Consider the following 13,623-nt stretch of genomic DNA (forward strand, 5'->3'; position numbering starts at 1 on the left):
TCAGCGGACGTACTCGGAGCGGCGGCGGTCCTCGACGCGGCGCTTGTGCTCCTTCAGCTCGTCCTCGGTGGGCTTCGTGACCGTGACGTCGAGGAGCGCGGCGTCCGGGCGCTGCGGGCCCTCGCCGACCTCGTCGAGGGTTCCGTCGATCTGGCGGCCCCTCCACATGGCGCGCTTGGCGTCGGCCAGGGCGGCGGCGTCCTCGTCGCTGCGGGCGACCTCGCAGGACGTGACGCGGACCTTCACCTGCGGGTCCTTGTCCTCGTCCTCGGCGTGGCCGGTGTAGGACTTCGAGGTGAGTTCGACGATGGCGAAGACGACCTTGCCGGGCTTCTCGAAGAGACCGCGTCGCATGTCGCGGGTCATGGTCGCTTCGATGGCGGCCGAGGCGGAGTCGAGCTTGACCTCGGGAACGTCGGCGGGGCTGAGCTTGGGCATTACGGGGTGTCCTCTCGGGTGGGTTCGGGCAGGAGGTCGAGGGCGTCGCCGAGCCGGTCAGCGAGGCTGCGGCGTTTCTCGGCGACGGGCGGGGCCGCGGTCGCCGCGCCGATGAGCAGGCACTCGACGACCTCGGCGACGTCGTCGCTGGTGAGGCCGGTCAGGTGGACGGCCATCAGAGGGTTCCGTTCTGGTAGGCGTCGGCCGCGTCGGCGGCCTGAATGGCGAGGGCTTCCTCAGCGCAGACCTTGTGTGCGGGGCTGCGCCGGGAGTCGCGGAGGTGGGTGGGCTTGTCGCAGTAGCGGCAGGGCTTGGGGTTCCATGACCAGTGCGCGGCGTCGCGCCAGTCGAGGACTCCGCCGGGCGGTGGTGCGGGCGGGGCGCGGCGCCGGCCGCGACGGCTGGTCATGCCGCCTGCTGCTCTGCGCTGGCCTGGCGCTTGCGGAGGATCCCGCGGCGCTGGCTCTCGGTGAGCCCGCCCCAGATGCCCCAGGCTTCACGCCGCTTGAGGGCGGCATCCAGGCACTCAGCGCGGACGGGGCAGCCAGCGCAGACGCGCATCGCTGCGTTGAAGGCTTCGCGATTGCTGGAGGGGGCGTACCAGTTGTCGGCCTGTGCGCGGTTCTCCTCGGTGCGGCAGGCACCGCGGGCTTCCCACCGCTCCGTCGGATCAAGGCCTTCGGGGGCGGCGACGCGGAAGGCTGAGCGGCGTTTCATGCGGCCACCGCCACGGGCTCCGTCGGCCACGGCACGCCCTTGAGCGCGCGGGCGTGCGTCTTGGGGACCTCGGCGAGAGAGTGGCCGAGCCAGTCCATCGCCATCGCCATCAGGACGTACGCGTCGGTCTCGTCGTACCGGGTGGTCCCCGTGAGCGAGATGCCATAGCGGGCCGCAGTCTCGTCCCGGACCATGCCCTTGACCTGCTTAGGCGTCAGCTTCCGGCCCTGCTCGTCCTTCCACCGGGCCTTGCCGGTGGCGTAGATGGTGCGGGAGTCAGGGGTGATCACGGCGAAGGGGATGCCGCGGCTCCACAGGTCACAGCGGATCATCCAGCGGAGGCCGGACATCTCGTCGTGACCGATCTGCTTGGCGTGGGAGAAGGCGGCGCCCTCGATGGCGACGAAGTCCGCGTTGCGGTAGAAGCTGGTGGCGGTGTCGGTGATGAATCGGAGCCGCTCTTCGCCGCGGAGGTTGCCGGTGCGGATGGTGTCGGTCCATCCGGGTCCTGCGATGCCGCTGGTGCCGAGGGCCATGTCGAGGCCGATGACGAGGGGCCGGGGCCCGGCCGTGGGCGTGGGGGCGGCCGGTGCCTCGGGCTCGAACAGAGTGGACGCGGTCACTGGCTACCGCCCCTCCGCCGTCGAGCACGCTCGGCAACGTCTGCGCGGTTGGCCTCACGACAGGCCGCGCACGCCTCCTCCCTGCGGTACCAGTGCTGCTTGTAGCCCTTCGGGGTGCCGTGGGCGATCGGCTTCAGCTTCTTCAGGGCAACGATCGGACGTCGGGCTTGCGCCGCCTTGTACGCGGTGTTGGCCGCGCGGCAGGCATCGCAGGGTTCCTCCTGGATGCGAATGTGGCGCGTGTACCCGGAGGAGGTGCCGCAGGCGGCGCGGGCGCCGGGGCCCTTGCGGGGGCGCAGCCCGATGTTGGTGATGAGCTGGTCAAGTTGGGCGTCGGTGAGCTCAGGCATCGCTTCCTCCCTTGGGGTAGGTGGTGTGGCCGCAGTCACCGCACGTGTGGCTGTCGCGGTGCAGCACGGCCGCGGTGGTGGTGCCGCACGGCGGGCAGTGGCGGAGGCCCTGCGAGACGGCCGGACGGGGGGCGGGCGCGCGGTGCTGGCCGGTGGGGCGGATGATCTGGCGGAGGGTGCGGAGCGGGCTCATGCCTTCACCTCGCGGGGCTTGTCCTGACGGGTGGACTGCCAGTGCTGGCCGCGGTCGACGCCCGGAGTGTTGAGGCCGCAGGCGTCGTCGAGGCGGCCCTGGAGCTTGTCGGCGCGGTGGGTCTCGACGGCAAGTGCTGCCCGGTAGCGGGCGCAGCCGCGGAGGGCGCGGGCGAGGCGGTTCTCCATGCGGGCCGCGTAGCCGTCGATGTGGGCGTACTCGCTCGCAACGGCGTCCAGGCGCTGGCCGAGCTTCGCGAGGGAACCACCGCGCTGGCGAGCGATTCCCGCGCGCACGTCGGCCTGCTCCTGGAGAGCCTTGTTGCGGTTGTTGAGCCGGATGTTCGCGGCATCGGCCTCGGCGAACTGCCGGGCGGTCGTTGCCGCCGCGACCTGGCTGGCCTTCGCGTCCTTGGCGAACTGGTCGCGCTCACCGCGCAGCCGCTCACGGTCGGCGCTTACCGCAGCCAGTTCTTGGACGTGGCGGCGACGGGAGACGATAGGCCACCTCATGCGCCGGCCCCCGATCCGGGCTGCGCCGCGGCCGGCCACTCGGCTGGACCGGGCTCACTCGGCGGCTCGGCCGGAGCGGCAGCGGGCGTCGTCGCCTGCTGGGTGATCTCGTCGACGGTCACCCGCGGCAGCGGGAACTCCTCGTCCGCCGTCACCTCGCCACGGTTGATCGACTGGAACGCCACCAGGAGCTGCGCGACATCGTGCTCCGTCCACTTCCCTGACGGCCGGCCGAGCTTCGTCTCGATGCGGTCCTGCGTGACACCGACGCCCTCGAACGCGCGGATCGCGTCGGCGATGCGCTGCGGGAGCGGTTTACCGCCACCGTCCTGCAACGTCTTGTTGCAGATCTGCTTGGCCTCCTCGACGAACCAGGGCGGGAGGATCGCGAAGATCGCCTCACGGACGCGGCGGGCACCGTTGTTGGCGTTGTTCTCGTAGATGTCCCGCATGTCGGTGAGCTGCTTCGGGCCGCCCTTCTGGTCCCTCTTGTGCGGGACGATGAACGTCGAGCTGTTGCGGGAGTTCTTCTCGACGTCCCAGGCGAACGCCTGCATCTCGGACTGGCCGAACTCGTCGTCGCGGCGCATCTCGACGAGGCCGTACTGGATGTTGCCCCAGCACCGGGCGAGTTCCCGGGCGAGGTGGACGGAGGCGCCGGTGATGGTGCCGGAGCCGCGGGAGTAGCGGAAGAACGCGCGCTCGGCAAGGAACGGCTGCTGGCAGGACTGCCGCATTTCGGCGATGGCGGCGTTGATGTCGCGCGGCACCTGCTGCGCGACGACGATCGCGGCCTGGACCTCGGCGACGGCGCGGGACTGCTCAACGGCGGTGCCCTGCCCGACCCGTGCCGGGGCTGCGGCCGGGCTCATACGCTGCTCGGCGGGGTAGTTCACAGGTACTCCTCGGTGTCACGGATGGCGGCCCACGTGGGCAGGGAGAGGTAGGCGATCTCGTCGCTGTAGCCGGGCCACACGCCGCTTGCGGTGCACTCGGCGAAGGTCTCGATGGCCCGCCGGTTGCGGGCCGCGCCGATGCGGCGGGCCTCGGCGTCCATCTCGACGACGGTGACGATGTACGGCGGGGTCTTCTCCTGGCAGACGAAGACGAACGCGGCGCTGTCGTCGGCCAGGTCGAGGGAGCGGGCGGCGGCGCGGTACCAGTCGTCTTGCTGGTGGTAGCCGTACTCCTCGACGGAGCGGGCCAGGGCGCGCGGCTCGGCGCTGCGGCAGGTCTTGTAGTCGGGGATGATGAGGCGGCCGGAGCGGGCGTCGGGCAGCCAGTCGAAGCGGGCCCGGCGCATCACCCCTGTCGGCCGGTCCCGCCAGAACAGGGACTGCTCCGGCTTTCCACGGGCGGGGTCGAACAGGGCGGCGGCAACGGGGTGTCGGCGCAGCGCGTCCGCCATGTCGTGGACCTGCTGGTAGTCGGCGGGCTTGAGCGGGATGCCACCCTCGTCGCGGACCGCAGCGACCTCCGCCTTGACCGAGGCAGAGCGCCACTCCTCGGCGTCGATACGTACGAGGTCGGGGCCCTCGCCCAGGACGAGCTTGTGGGCGGCGGAGCCGAGGTCGTAGGTCTTCTTCGGCTCCTGCGGGGTGTCCTGTGCGTGCCGGAAGAGGGCGGGGCAGGACGGGGGCAGGAGCATGCGGGCGCCGCTGGAGGAGAGGCTGCCGCGGTCGGCGTGGTACTCGTCGTTGGTCAGGTCGTAGATGCCGGGCTCGGTGATCGGGCCGAGGTCGGCGGCCGGGGCGGTGATGTCCCCGGCCTGCACAGTCGCCGTCATCAGGCGTGGTCCTTCCTGACGGTGTAGAAGCGGTGCGGCGTGCTGTCGTGCTGATCGAGGTGGCCGTCTCGGTGAAGGGCAGCGAGGTAGCGGCGGACGCTCATGCGGAGGACATGGGTGCCGATGACCTGGTGCCACGTGCGCCTGACACGGCCGGTGGTCCACTCGCCGCCCTCCGCCTGGATCACCGACCAGACGGTTTTCCGGCTGTCGCGCATGGGGTGGGCGGGGCGGGGGTCGCTGCCGAGTTGGTAGTAGCGGGCCCCGTGGTGTTCGGCGGGTACGAGGTACGCGCGCCGGGCGAGGTCTCGAAGGTCACGGCGGGCGGTGTTCCTGCCAGTCGTGGCCCACTCACGCGACTCGGAGTAGATGTGCAGGGCGCGCTTGGTGGTGACCGGGCCGCCGAAGTTCCGGAGGACGGCGAGCAGGTAGGTGCGGCGGGTCTCAGTCATCAGCGCGCCACCTCGGTCAACACGTGGCGCTCCCACGGCCCGGCGAACTGGTCGAGGGACTGGGGCGGGCGCAGCTTGTCGAGCGCCTTGCCGCACTGGCAGTAGCCGTAGATCTCCTCGTCGCCGAACTCGACGATCAGGGCGTGCCCGCCGGACAGGGTGGCGGGGAACTCCGGGTCGCCGAGGCCGGTCAGGGTGTGGGGCTCCTTGTCGGCGCGCTCCAGGAGGCTGACGGCCTCGCGGTTCTTGTAGCCCGCGCGTTCCAGGGTGTTGAGGATGTCGGTGCGGGCGCTCACGGGCGGCCGTCCTCTCCGGTGGTTGTGAGCTGGTAGGTGCGGCGGCCGTCGATGTCTGCCGCGGTGAGGTGGCCGCGCCGGGCCAGGGCGCGCAGGTCCCGGCAGGCGGTGCGGCGTCCGGTCGTCGGCCACGGCGAGCCGACGAGCAGCCGGGCGGCGAGCTGGGTGGTGACGGGCCGCCCGTGCTGCTGTATGGCGGCGAGGAGGTAGCCGCGGCGGGTGATCTGCTCAGGCATCGCGGTCTCCGCTCGGCCGGGTGGTGAGGGTGTAGTGGCGGTTGTTCGGGAGGTCGTGCAGGACGAGGAGGCCCTCGGCGCAGAGCTGCGCGAGGTCGCGGCGGGCGGCCGCACGCCAGGACTCGGGCCCGTAAGTCGCCTGGTAGAGGTGCGCGACGCGGGCGGTGGTCCACTCGCCCTCGTACTCGCTGACGGCGCGGCGGAGGAGGGCGATGCGGCTGCGCTGTCCGGCGCCGAGCGGCCCGTTGGGAGTGGCCGTCGTCGCCGGAGCGGTGGCCTTCTCCCCAGCCATCTCGCGCAGGGTGCGCGCGGCCTCGCGGACCATCTCCGCGGAGCCCGGACCGATCCCGGACGCCGGACCGTAGTGCTCGGCGACGCGGGACTCGGTCTCGTCGGCGATGCGCTCCAGCTCGACGGCGCCCTCGAGGAGCACCTCGACGCGGTGTTCCCGCTTCAGCCTGCGGAGCAGGGTGGCGCTGTCCAGGCCGCCCGTGTCCACGAACTCGACGTCGGGATGCATGTAGTGCGCGGCCCAGATCGACCAGCCGCGTTCGTCGCCGAGCGCCTTGATCTCGACGGCCATGCTCCGCAACATCTCGTCGCGGTAGGCGTCGAGCAGCTGGTCGACGAGGGTGTCCGACGTGAAGTGCGCGGCGATGTCGTCACGGGCGCTCATGCGGCGGCACCACCCTTGCGCTGTTCCGGCACCGGCCGGACCGCCGCGATCTCACGGGCCGCCGCGAGGAGCTGCGCCACGCCCGTGGCGTACACCTCGACGGTGCCGCCGTCCGCGTAGTGGTCGAGCATCTCGTCGAGCCGCCGGTCGAACTCGTGCCGCTGGTCGCTGTCGGGGCCGTTGTGCTGGGCCGAGACCGACAGGGCGTACATGTCGGTGAACGTCTCGGTGAACGAGGCCGGGTCGCCGTCGGCGTCCTCGAACAGCTCCAGGAAGACGAGCCGCAGCACGGCGGCGATGTCGATCTCGGCGCCGTTGGCCGTGGCCTTGATGGTGAGAGGGGTCGGGCCCTCAATGCGGTGCGTCATCGGGTTGCCCCCGTCGGTGCGGTGAGGATGAGGAGGAGAGCGATAGCCGTCAGCGCGGCACGCTCGGCGGCGGCGCGGGCGGTGGCCGGGGCCTCGCGGACGGCCCGGGGCACGAGGTGCTCGGCGTCGACGAGGAGGAAGAACGGAACGAGGCTGACCGCGTAGGCGGAGGTGGCGAGGCAGATCGCGGAGGGCACGTTCACGACGCACCGCCTTCGGCGCCGTGCATCGTGGTGGAGTGCTCGTAGAGCTCGGCCTCGGCCGACCCGTCGTCGACGTGCCAGACCGACGAACGCCACGGACACTGACCGCACTTGGCGGAGACCTTGGCGTCGGCCTCGTTGACCGGGCGCGACGACCCTCCGAAGGGATCCAGCTCCGGGAAGTAAGCGGTGCAGTCGTCGGCCTCGCAGGCGTACGGGTCCGCGCCGGGCTCGTCGCACCGGCAGACGGACCCGGTCGCGGTGAGGGCCTGCGTCGGGGCGAACATCGCCGTCAGCCGGTCCGCCGACTCCTCGACCGTCGGACGCCTCCGACCCGTACCGGTCGGCATCGGCAGCGCGAACGCCTCACCCGCGAGACCGCGCTCGACGAGATCCGCGTACGTCGCCAACGCCTCCGCGGGACAACCCCCGGCCTCGCGCTCGATCGCGTACAGCGCCACGCCGTCCCGCGTCTGGCGCCACCACACCGTGCCGTCCTTGGTGTTCACCACCAGCGGCGCGCTCACGCAGACACCGCCGCAGCCGCCACCGGCAGCGCCACCGAAACCTCGACCGGCACGTCCCGCCACACCGTCGTCAGCACGTGCCGACGCATCTCGCGGTCGTACAACGTGTACGTGCTCTCCGCCGCCCGGACGCTGCCACCGAGCACCTCGGCGTACGCGGCCAGCTCGGACATGTCACCGAACAGGAACGCCTCCAAGGTCGGGATGATCGAGCCGATCCGCCACTCGGCGGTCGGGAGTTCGGGGTACTCGGCCAGGAGCTGGGCCAGCGCGGTTGCCGCGCTGAGCTGGGAAGTAGAGTTGCTGCCCATCGGGGCCTCTTCTTTCTGGATTGGTCGGGGCGCCGTAGTCGGGGGTCGCCGGGCCGGGAAGCTGTGGCGGCCCTTCGGCGCGTTCAGGGGAAGTTGCGCGTCAGCTGATAGCGGCGAGCTGCGGGTCCGGCTGCGCGTTCGCGGCGTGCCACGCCTCGCAGTCGGCGAGGTTGAAGCGGCGGCCACGGCCCGCGTACGGGACGGTCGGCATTCCGGCCTTGATCCACTGCAAGACCTGCCAGTCGGAGACGCCGTAGTACGTCTCGATCTCGCGCTGGCTCAGGAGGGGGACGAGGCCGGCGGGGAGAACGGTGAGGCGTTCACTCTTCTTCGGCATCTGGCCTTGACCTTTCTACTGTCGTAGTCGAACGTGTGGGCATGCTGAAGAGGTCCTGGAGGGGGGCGCTCGTCCTCCGGTGCAGTGCCTCGGCGACGAGCCAGGCCGTCGACAGCTCGCATTGGGTGCGGGCGGTCTTGCCGCGTCCGGTGAGGCGTCCGACGGTGGCGGAGCTGATGCCCTTGCCGGTCGGATCCACGTCTTTGGTGGCCTCGGCGAGTTCCGGGCCGGATAGTCCGGCTCGGGCCATGGCGTCTCTGAGTGGCTTGCCTTCGCCCTTGCGGCTGACTTTGGGCATGTGGACCTCGTGCCTGCTGGTGGTGTTGCTCACTCCGTCGTTGGGGTGATGCGACATTTCTACAGTCGAAGTCGAAGTAGTGTCAACGGGTCTCGCCGAGTTCTTCCGAGGCGGTTCCAAATCCGAGCATTCCTAGAACGAGTGTTCTAGTCTGGTGGCATATCCACATACTGACGGCGCGCGACGGGGAGGTCGCGCGCCGCACACGAACGCGCCACGCTTCTACTTTCAGTTGCGAAAAGTAGAAGCGGCGGGGCACTCTTGGGCGCGTGAACGACGAGGAGCCCCAACACGAGGACTTCGCGCAGGTGCTCGCTGATCTCATGGCGGACTACGAGGTCAACGGCACCCAGGTCGCGGAGGCCATCGGTGTGTCCACGTCCACTGTGAACACGTGGCTGCACCGCAAGCGCACTCCTCGCCCTGAGGCCATCGCCAAGCTCGCTGGCCGGTACCCCCGGTACTCCGTCAAGCGCCTGTCGGACGCCGCCGGCCGCAAGGCGCCAGGGCCTGTCTCGCCGGATCGCGCACAGCGACTCCTCGAAATCTTCGAGGGGCTCACCGAGGAGCAGCAGGAAATCATGGAGATCCAGGCCCGCGCGCTGCGCGAGAGCAACCGGTAGTCAGCCTGACGGCGCGTCAAGATTTAACGTGCAACCTTTTCTTGATCACACTGGTCTACGCTGAACGGCGCGTTCACTCTGCGTGAGTTGAGGCGTCATATCTGTGCGCAGAGTGGTCGCATATTCCTACGGTCGGGGGTACGGTCGATCGCACGGCCGATGTCCTCCCCCACGGCTCGCTCTGACAGCTCGTGTCTCAGGGGGACCGCCATGTGCATTCGCGCGCAGTACGCGCCGCTCGCCTCACTCGTACCGTGGGACGCGGACCGTCAACTCATCTCAGTCCCATCCGAGTTGCACGTACCTGAGTTCGCTCTACGTGCCCTTCGTGCGGTACTCGCTGAACTCGCTATCCCACAGGCCGAGTTCGGTGCACGCTGCTGGTGCGGTGAGCCTGTCCGGCTCGCCATCCGAGTACCGGAGCAGCGAAGGAGCGAAGAGGTGATCAACCTTGGCGCTTAATCCACGGAGGAGAAACCGCCGACGTGCGGCACTCCTTTCCGATCATCACCGGTCGAGCTACGGCGCCTGCCGTGAGCAGCGGCGAAGCCATCCCGCCCCACAGGCGGGGATCCGCCGTACGCAGGGCATAAGGGGGGTGCGGCATGCCGCGTAAACCGGCCAACAACCCACGGCAGATCCGCTCGAAGACCTGCGGGTGCGGCCTCTGCATGCAGGCGTATCCGCCGGCCGAGCACGGCGAACGTAAGCCCCGCCGCGACTGCGTCGGCTCGTGGCAGGCCCGCTACCGCGACCCCACCGGTCGGCAGAAGTCCCGCAACTACACCGTCAGGGACGGCGGGAAGCGGGCCGCCGAGGCTTTCCTCGACGAGATTCGTACCTCGGTGAGGCAGCGCACCTACCGCGACCCCGAGCGGGGCAAGGTCCTCGTCGGGAAGTGGTGGGATCAGTACTGGGGGGTGCAGGGCAAGAAGGGCAAGGTCAAGACGCGGAACCGCAAACTGAGCCTGTGGACCGCTCACATCAAACCGAAGTGGGCCCAGTACAAGCTGATCGATCTGGAGTACATGGAACTCCAGCGGTGGCTCACCCACGAGGTGAAGGGGTATCGGACGCAGTGCCAGGTGCGGCGCCTCCTCATCTCGCTTCTCGACGCGGCGATCAAGGACGGGGAGCGGATCAAGGACAATCCCGCGGCCCATCTGGAAGTCACCGCGAAGAGGCCGGCCAAGCACCCGGACGAGCTGAAGCCGCCGACGGAGGCGCAGTATGCGCTCATCCACGCGGCGCTGCCCGAGTACTACCAGCGGATCCTCCGCGATTTTGCGTACGAGACGGGCATGCGGCCCGGCGAGTACGCGGGCCTGCGGCTGAACTGCGTGGACGAGGACGCCATGACCGTCCAGGTGAAGGAGATCCTCGTCCTCGACGGGGGGCGGCTGTGTCGGCAGGAGGCGCCCAAGACGGAGGCCGGGTTCCGTACAGTCCCGCTGACGCCCACCGCGATGGAGGCCATCCGCTTCATGGTGGCCAAGTGGCAGCCGAAGCGGTCCCGTTCGGCGATCGGCGACGGATACGACCTGCACGTGGACGAGCTGGTGTTCCGCGGCCCGAAGGGCGGGGCGCTGAACATGAACAACCTTCAGCGCCCGTGGAAGCGGGCGACCGAGCAGGCCGGTGTGGCGCGCAAGGTGACCGACCCGGAGACGGGGCGCACCGAGTGGTGGCCGCGGCTGTACGAGTACCGGCACGACGTCGCCAGCCGCCTGCACCATGCGGGTGTGGCGGAGGTAGACACGCAGGCTTTCCTCGGGCAGAAGCGCGGAGGGAAGGTCACGTGGATTTACACCCACGGGAGCGAGGGTGCGCAGGAGCGTGTGCGTACGGCGCTGACGAGGGAGGGCGGCGAGGGAAGTGGACTCCGGGCCGTTGAGTGACCGTAGCGGGGTGGAATCCACATGGAGTCCACATGCCCCCCTCGGTGAGTCTCGGCGAGATCGGGAGTTGTTAGCGATCGACGTATCGAGGACGCGTGATCAAGGCTCGGTGGGTCTCGGCGAGACTCGGAAAGCCTGGTCAGGATGATGTACTGCCTTACAAGCAGGATGTCGGCGGTTCGAAACCGTCCGCGCCCACCAGCAGTAACGAATAGCGGATAGCAGGTCAGAGGCTCCCGGCGAGTGCGCCGGGGGCCTTCTTCGTCATGCCGGGTGTACGGGGCGGTCCGCCGCTGGGGCCGCGGATACGGGAGCGACGCGGGCCTTCGCGGCGGCGGTGGCGGGGGGCCGCGTCAGGCCCCGTGTACGTGCTTGAGGCGGGCCCGGGCCCGTACCGAGTCCGGGCCCGACAGGTCTCGCCAGTAGCGGTGGCACGTCACGAAGACGGCCAGTTCCAGTTCGCGTCGGCGGAGTTTCTCGACCTCTGCCTGTTCGTCCTCGGTCCAGCCCGGTGAGGCGGGGCGCTCCAGCTTGCGCCAGCCCTGGGTGTCCTCGATCGCGTCGAGAGGTGCGACCGACCACGGGAGCCGCTTGAGGAGGGCCAGGAGTTCGGCCCTGATCTGGTGCAGCTCCTCCTGGCCGGCGCGGAGGTCGCTCGGGAAATCGAAGTCGGGATCATCGGTCGCTGCCACCCGGCAATGGTACGTCTGTTCGAATTTGGTGTGCGAGCGGCTCCGGGGCATTCACGCGAACGTGTGATCGGGCGGGTGCCGGACGGGGCGGGGTCCGGCGGAGCAGACTGGAGGCATGTGCCGGAGCATCAAGACCCTTCGCCCGCCCGCCCTCCCCGAGGAAGCCACGGAGGACGAGATCAGGGCCGCTGCCCTGCAGTACGTCCGGAAGGTGTCCGGGTTCCGGGCGCCGGCCGCGCACAATCGGGAGGCGTTCGAACGGGCCGTGGACGAGGTCGCGCGGGCTACGGCTGTGCTGTTGGAGAACCTCGAGGTACGGGGCGCTGCCGCGCGGGGGGCCGGTTCTTAGTACCCGGGGTGCGTGGGCGGGTGCGCAGTTCCCCGCGGCCCTGTGAGGAGCGTTCGGGTCTGCTGAGGATCGGCCGCCCGATCACCCGGGGGCTGGGGAGCGTGGGCGACTGCGGCGCCGTCGTGGCTGGGCGCGCCGTTCCCCGCGCCCCTGGGGATGCGCACTTCGTGCGGCAGCCCTTCAGGGGTCGACTGCGTGCCGGTGCGCCACCCCTCCCGGGGCGGAGTCCGTCAGGTGGCCTTCTGGGGCTCGGGGGCCGGGCGGCGCATGACGTAGGCCGCGACCACGCCCGCCCCTACCAGCGCGAGCAGGGAGACCACCGTGGAGAGCCAGCTGGCGCCGAGCCATTGCGCGCCGAAGTAGCCGAGGGCCACGCTGTACGCCGCCCAGGCCACACCCGCCGCCGCGGACCAGGGCAGGAACTCGCGGACCTTGCGGTGGGCGGAGCCGGCCGCGAAGGAGACGACCGAGCGGCCCGCGGGGGCGAAACGGGCGATGATGACGAGCAGGCCGCCGCTGGAGCGGGCGAGCGCCCCGCCAAGACGTTCCTGCGCGGTCGTCAGGCGCCGGGAGCGGGCGATGGCGCGGTCCAGGCGCTCCCCGCCGAGCCAGGCGAGCCGGTACGCCACCAGGTCGCCGAGGACGGAGGCCGTCGCCGCGCTCAGTGTCAGGACCAGCAGGTCAGGCACTCCGTGCGGGACCGCGCCGGTCGCCGCGCCCGAACCCGCCGCGGCGGCGGTCGCCGCGGTGATCACGAGGACCCCGCTCGGCAACACCGGCACGAAGACATCGAAGAGCACGGAGAGCGCCACGATCGCGTAGATCCATGGACTTCCGGTCAGCGACCCCACGCTCTCCAGCACTGCCAGCCAACTCCCGTACCCAACGTTCCCCCGGACCGTTCCTCCAGGCGGGAGCGGCGTCATGACAGCTGTACAGCGTACGCCCGGTGTGTCGCCCGAGGGACGCAAGGGGTACAGATGTTCCCCATCTCACGTTCACCCGCCCGCGCTCACCCAGGTGCGCCGCCCCGAGCGGCGCCGCGCCGCCACATCACGTACGAACGATGCAGAGCCGAGTAGAGAAGACAGGACGAGCGAAGCAGTACGCAGCGGTACGAAGCAGGACGAAGGGACTGGCGATGGTGGCAGGAATGGTGACCGGCGCGCTCGCGGCGGCCGTACTGGCGGCGGGCGGCGGTGGAGCCGCGGGGGCCACGGATACCACGGGGGCCACAGGGGGCGGGGCGTACTTCATGGAGAGCAAGGCGACGTTCTCGCCGCCCACGGCGTTCCTGCCGTCGCCCGCGATGACGTACGACACGGAGCTGGTGCCCGCGGCGGCGTCGATCAAGGTGACGCAGAGCGGCAGCGCCGACCGCATGACGGTGCGCCTGGACGTCGGGGGCCTCGCCCACTCGCACGCCTTCGGGGCGCATGTGCACAAGAGCGCCTGCGGCGCGGACCCGGAGGCGGCGGGCGGGCACTACCAGCACGTGGTCGACCCGGAGAAGGCGAACGCCGAGAACGAGGTGTGGCTCGACTTCACGACCGACGCCCAGGGCGTGGGTAAGGCCGTCGTGCAGAAGGAGTGGGGGCTGCGGGACGGCGAGGCCGCGTCGGTCGTGATCCACGACGCGCCGGGCGGCGCCGGGAAGCGCGTGGCGTGCTTCACTGTGCCGTTCGGCAATCAACCGTTCGGCCAAGGGCTGTAGCGGTAGGAGCTGTAGCGGTAGGAG

26 protein-coding genes and 1 tRNA gene are annotated in these 13,623 nt (G+C 70.4%); 5 read left to right on the forward strand and 22 right to left on the reverse strand.

From position 1 onward, the window contains the following. The 20 genes from ACH4RC_RS07140 to ACH4RC_RS07235 all read right to left on the reverse strand — a co-directional run bounded on the left by ACH4RC_RS07140 (position 1) and on the right by ACH4RC_RS07235 (position 8,380). Positions 1 to 438 carry a hypothetical protein gene (locus ACH4RC_RS07140; RefSeq protein WP_398196359.1) on the reverse strand — a complete coding sequence of 146 codons (438 nt, stop codon included), beginning with the start codon at positions 436 to 438 and terminating at the stop codon, positions 1 to 3. Continuing rightward, positions 438 to 614, reverse strand: coding sequence for a hypothetical protein (locus tag ACH4RC_RS07145; protein WP_398196361.1), 177 nt, complete (start codon positions 612 to 614; stop codon positions 438 to 440). The genes ACH4RC_RS07140 and ACH4RC_RS07145 overlap by 1 nt, the downstream gene beginning before the upstream one ends. Beyond that, positions 614 to 847: a hypothetical protein gene (locus ACH4RC_RS07150; RefSeq protein WP_398196363.1), complete on the reverse strand. Its 234-nt coding sequence runs from the start codon at positions 845 to 847 to the stop codon at positions 614 to 616. Before ACH4RC_RS07150 ends, ACH4RC_RS07145 begins: the two co-directional genes overlap by 1 nt. Next, positions 844 to 1,155 carry a WhiB family transcriptional regulator gene (locus tag ACH4RC_RS07155; RefSeq protein WP_398196365.1) on the reverse strand — a complete coding sequence of 104 codons (312 nt, stop codon included), beginning with the start codon at positions 1,153 to 1,155 and terminating at the stop codon, positions 844 to 846. The genes ACH4RC_RS07150 and ACH4RC_RS07155 overlap by 4 nt, the downstream gene beginning before the upstream one ends. Next, a complete protein-coding gene (locus ACH4RC_RS07160; RefSeq protein ID WP_398196368.1) occupies positions 1,152 to 1,778 on the reverse strand; it encodes a hypothetical protein in 627 nt (208 codons plus the stop codon). Before ACH4RC_RS07160 ends, ACH4RC_RS07155 begins: the two co-directional genes overlap by 4 nt. Next, the gene (locus ACH4RC_RS07165; protein WP_398196371.1) at positions 1,775 to 2,128 is read right to left on the reverse strand and encodes a hypothetical protein; all 354 of its coding nucleotides are present in this window, start codon (positions 2,126 to 2,128) and stop codon (positions 1,775 to 1,777) included. The genes ACH4RC_RS07160 and ACH4RC_RS07165 overlap by 4 nt, the downstream gene beginning before the upstream one ends. Next, complete coding sequence (locus ACH4RC_RS07170) at positions 2,121 to 2,321, reverse strand: hypothetical protein (protein WP_398196373.1); 201 nt, start codon at positions 2,319 to 2,321, stop codon at positions 2,121 to 2,123. Before ACH4RC_RS07170 ends, ACH4RC_RS07165 begins: the two co-directional genes overlap by 8 nt. Further along, a complete protein-coding gene (locus tag ACH4RC_RS07175; protein ID WP_398196376.1) occupies positions 2,318 to 2,833 on the reverse strand; it encodes a hypothetical protein in 516 nt (171 codons plus the stop codon). Before ACH4RC_RS07175 ends, ACH4RC_RS07170 begins: the two co-directional genes overlap by 4 nt. Beyond that, entirely contained in the window at positions 2,830 to 3,729 is a 900-nt protein-coding gene (locus ACH4RC_RS07180; protein WP_398196379.1) for a hypothetical protein, read from the reverse strand. Before ACH4RC_RS07180 ends, ACH4RC_RS07175 begins: the two co-directional genes overlap by 4 nt. Then, a complete protein-coding gene (locus tag ACH4RC_RS07185) occupies positions 3,726 to 4,619 on the reverse strand; it encodes a PD-(D/E)XK nuclease-like domain-containing protein (protein ID WP_398196382.1) in 894 nt (297 codons plus the stop codon). Before ACH4RC_RS07185 ends, ACH4RC_RS07180 begins: the two co-directional genes overlap by 4 nt. Continuing rightward, a complete protein-coding gene (locus ACH4RC_RS07190) occupies positions 4,619 to 5,071 on the reverse strand; it encodes a hypothetical protein (RefSeq protein ID WP_398196385.1) in 453 nt (150 codons plus the stop codon). The genes ACH4RC_RS07185 and ACH4RC_RS07190 overlap by 1 nt, the downstream gene beginning before the upstream one ends. Further along, entirely contained in the window at positions 5,071 to 5,367 is a 297-nt protein-coding gene (locus ACH4RC_RS07195; RefSeq protein WP_398196387.1) for a hypothetical protein, read from the reverse strand. The genes ACH4RC_RS07190 and ACH4RC_RS07195 overlap by 1 nt, the downstream gene beginning before the upstream one ends. After that, positions 5,364 to 5,603, reverse strand: coding sequence for a hypothetical protein (locus ACH4RC_RS07200; RefSeq protein WP_398196390.1), 240 nt, complete (start codon positions 5,601 to 5,603; stop codon positions 5,364 to 5,366). Before ACH4RC_RS07200 ends, ACH4RC_RS07195 begins: the two co-directional genes overlap by 4 nt. Next, a complete protein-coding gene (locus ACH4RC_RS07205) occupies positions 5,596 to 6,279 on the reverse strand; it encodes a hypothetical protein (RefSeq protein WP_398196393.1) in 684 nt (227 codons plus the stop codon). Before ACH4RC_RS07205 ends, ACH4RC_RS07200 begins: the two co-directional genes overlap by 8 nt. After that, positions 6,276 to 6,647: a hypothetical protein gene (locus ACH4RC_RS07210; protein ID WP_398196395.1), complete on the reverse strand. Its 372-nt coding sequence runs from the start codon at positions 6,645 to 6,647 to the stop codon at positions 6,276 to 6,278. Before ACH4RC_RS07210 ends, ACH4RC_RS07205 begins: the two co-directional genes overlap by 4 nt. Continuing rightward, a complete protein-coding gene (locus ACH4RC_RS07215; protein ID WP_398196398.1) occupies positions 6,644 to 6,850 on the reverse strand; it encodes a hypothetical protein in 207 nt (68 codons plus the stop codon). The genes ACH4RC_RS07210 and ACH4RC_RS07215 overlap by 4 nt, the downstream gene beginning before the upstream one ends. Continuing rightward, on the reverse strand, positions 6,847 to 7,377 hold the full coding sequence (locus ACH4RC_RS07220) for a hypothetical protein (protein WP_398196401.1): 531 nt from the start codon (positions 7,375 to 7,377) through the stop codon (positions 6,847 to 6,849). Before ACH4RC_RS07220 ends, ACH4RC_RS07215 begins: the two co-directional genes overlap by 4 nt. Next, positions 7,374 to 7,688 (reverse strand): hypothetical protein, encoded by a 315-nt coding sequence (locus ACH4RC_RS07225; protein WP_398196404.1) that lies wholly within the window; start codon positions 7,686 to 7,688, stop codon positions 7,374 to 7,376. The genes ACH4RC_RS07220 and ACH4RC_RS07225 overlap by 4 nt, the downstream gene beginning before the upstream one ends. A 100-nt stretch (positions 7,689 to 7,788) precedes the next feature. After that, a complete protein-coding gene (locus tag ACH4RC_RS07230) occupies positions 7,789 to 8,025 on the reverse strand; it encodes a hypothetical protein (protein WP_398196407.1) in 237 nt (78 codons plus the stop codon). Then, positions 8,009 to 8,380, reverse strand: a complete 372-nt coding sequence (locus tag ACH4RC_RS07235; protein WP_398196410.1) for an XRE family transcriptional regulator — start codon at positions 8,378 to 8,380, stop codon at positions 8,009 to 8,011. The genes ACH4RC_RS07230 and ACH4RC_RS07235 overlap by 17 nt, the downstream gene beginning before the upstream one ends. Before the next feature lie 212 nt (positions 8,381 to 8,592). Here ACH4RC_RS07235 and ACH4RC_RS07240 point away from each other — a divergent pair, with 212 nt between their 5' ends. From ACH4RC_RS07240 to ACH4RC_RS07250, 3 genes are all read left to right on the forward strand, one after another. Beyond that, entirely contained in the window at positions 8,593 to 8,946 is a 354-nt protein-coding gene (locus ACH4RC_RS07240; RefSeq protein WP_398196413.1) for a helix-turn-helix domain-containing protein, read from the forward strand. A gap of 605 nt (positions 8,947 to 9,551) precedes the next feature. Continuing rightward, positions 9,552 to 10,844 carry a tyrosine recombinase XerC gene (gene xerC / locus ACH4RC_RS07245; RefSeq protein WP_398196416.1) on the forward strand — a complete coding sequence of 431 codons (1,293 nt, stop codon included), beginning with the start codon at positions 9,552 to 9,554 and terminating at the stop codon, positions 10,842 to 10,844. An 89-nt stretch (positions 10,845 to 10,933) separates the two neighbouring features. Then, positions 10,934 to 11,045 (forward strand) — tRNA-Val (locus ACH4RC_RS07250). Between the two features lie 152 nt (positions 11,046 to 11,197). On the opposite strand, the gene ACH4RC_RS07255 is transcribed toward ACH4RC_RS07250, so the two are convergent. Beyond that, positions 11,198 to 11,536, reverse strand: coding sequence for a hypothetical protein (locus ACH4RC_RS07255; RefSeq protein WP_398196419.1), 339 nt, complete (start codon positions 11,534 to 11,536; stop codon positions 11,198 to 11,200). A 115-nt stretch (positions 11,537 to 11,651) separates the two neighbouring features. Between ACH4RC_RS07255 and ACH4RC_RS07260 the strand changes: the two genes are divergently transcribed. Then, entirely contained in the window at positions 11,652 to 11,885 is a 234-nt protein-coding gene (locus ACH4RC_RS07260; RefSeq protein WP_398196422.1) for a DUF2277 domain-containing protein, read from the forward strand. 230 nt (positions 11,886 to 12,115) lie between these two features. Here the strand turns inward: ACH4RC_RS07260 and ACH4RC_RS07265 are convergent, their stop codons facing one another. Further along, entirely contained in the window at positions 12,116 to 12,748 is a 633-nt protein-coding gene (locus ACH4RC_RS07265) for a DedA family protein (RefSeq protein WP_398196425.1), read from the reverse strand. Positions 12,749 to 13,026: 278 nt separating this feature from the next. On the opposite strand from ACH4RC_RS07265, the gene ACH4RC_RS07270 reads away from it, so the two are divergent. Next, the gene (locus ACH4RC_RS07270) at positions 13,027 to 13,599 is read left to right on the forward strand and encodes a superoxide dismutase family protein (protein WP_398196428.1); all 573 of its coding nucleotides are present in this window, start codon (positions 13,027 to 13,029) and stop codon (positions 13,597 to 13,599) included. Positions 13,600 to 13,623: the final 24 nt, after the last annotated feature.

This window comes from Streptomyces sp. NPDC016845 (assembly GCF_044332585.1).
Classification (GTDB): Bacteria; Actinomycetota; Actinomycetes; order Streptomycetales; family Streptomycetaceae; genus Streptomyces.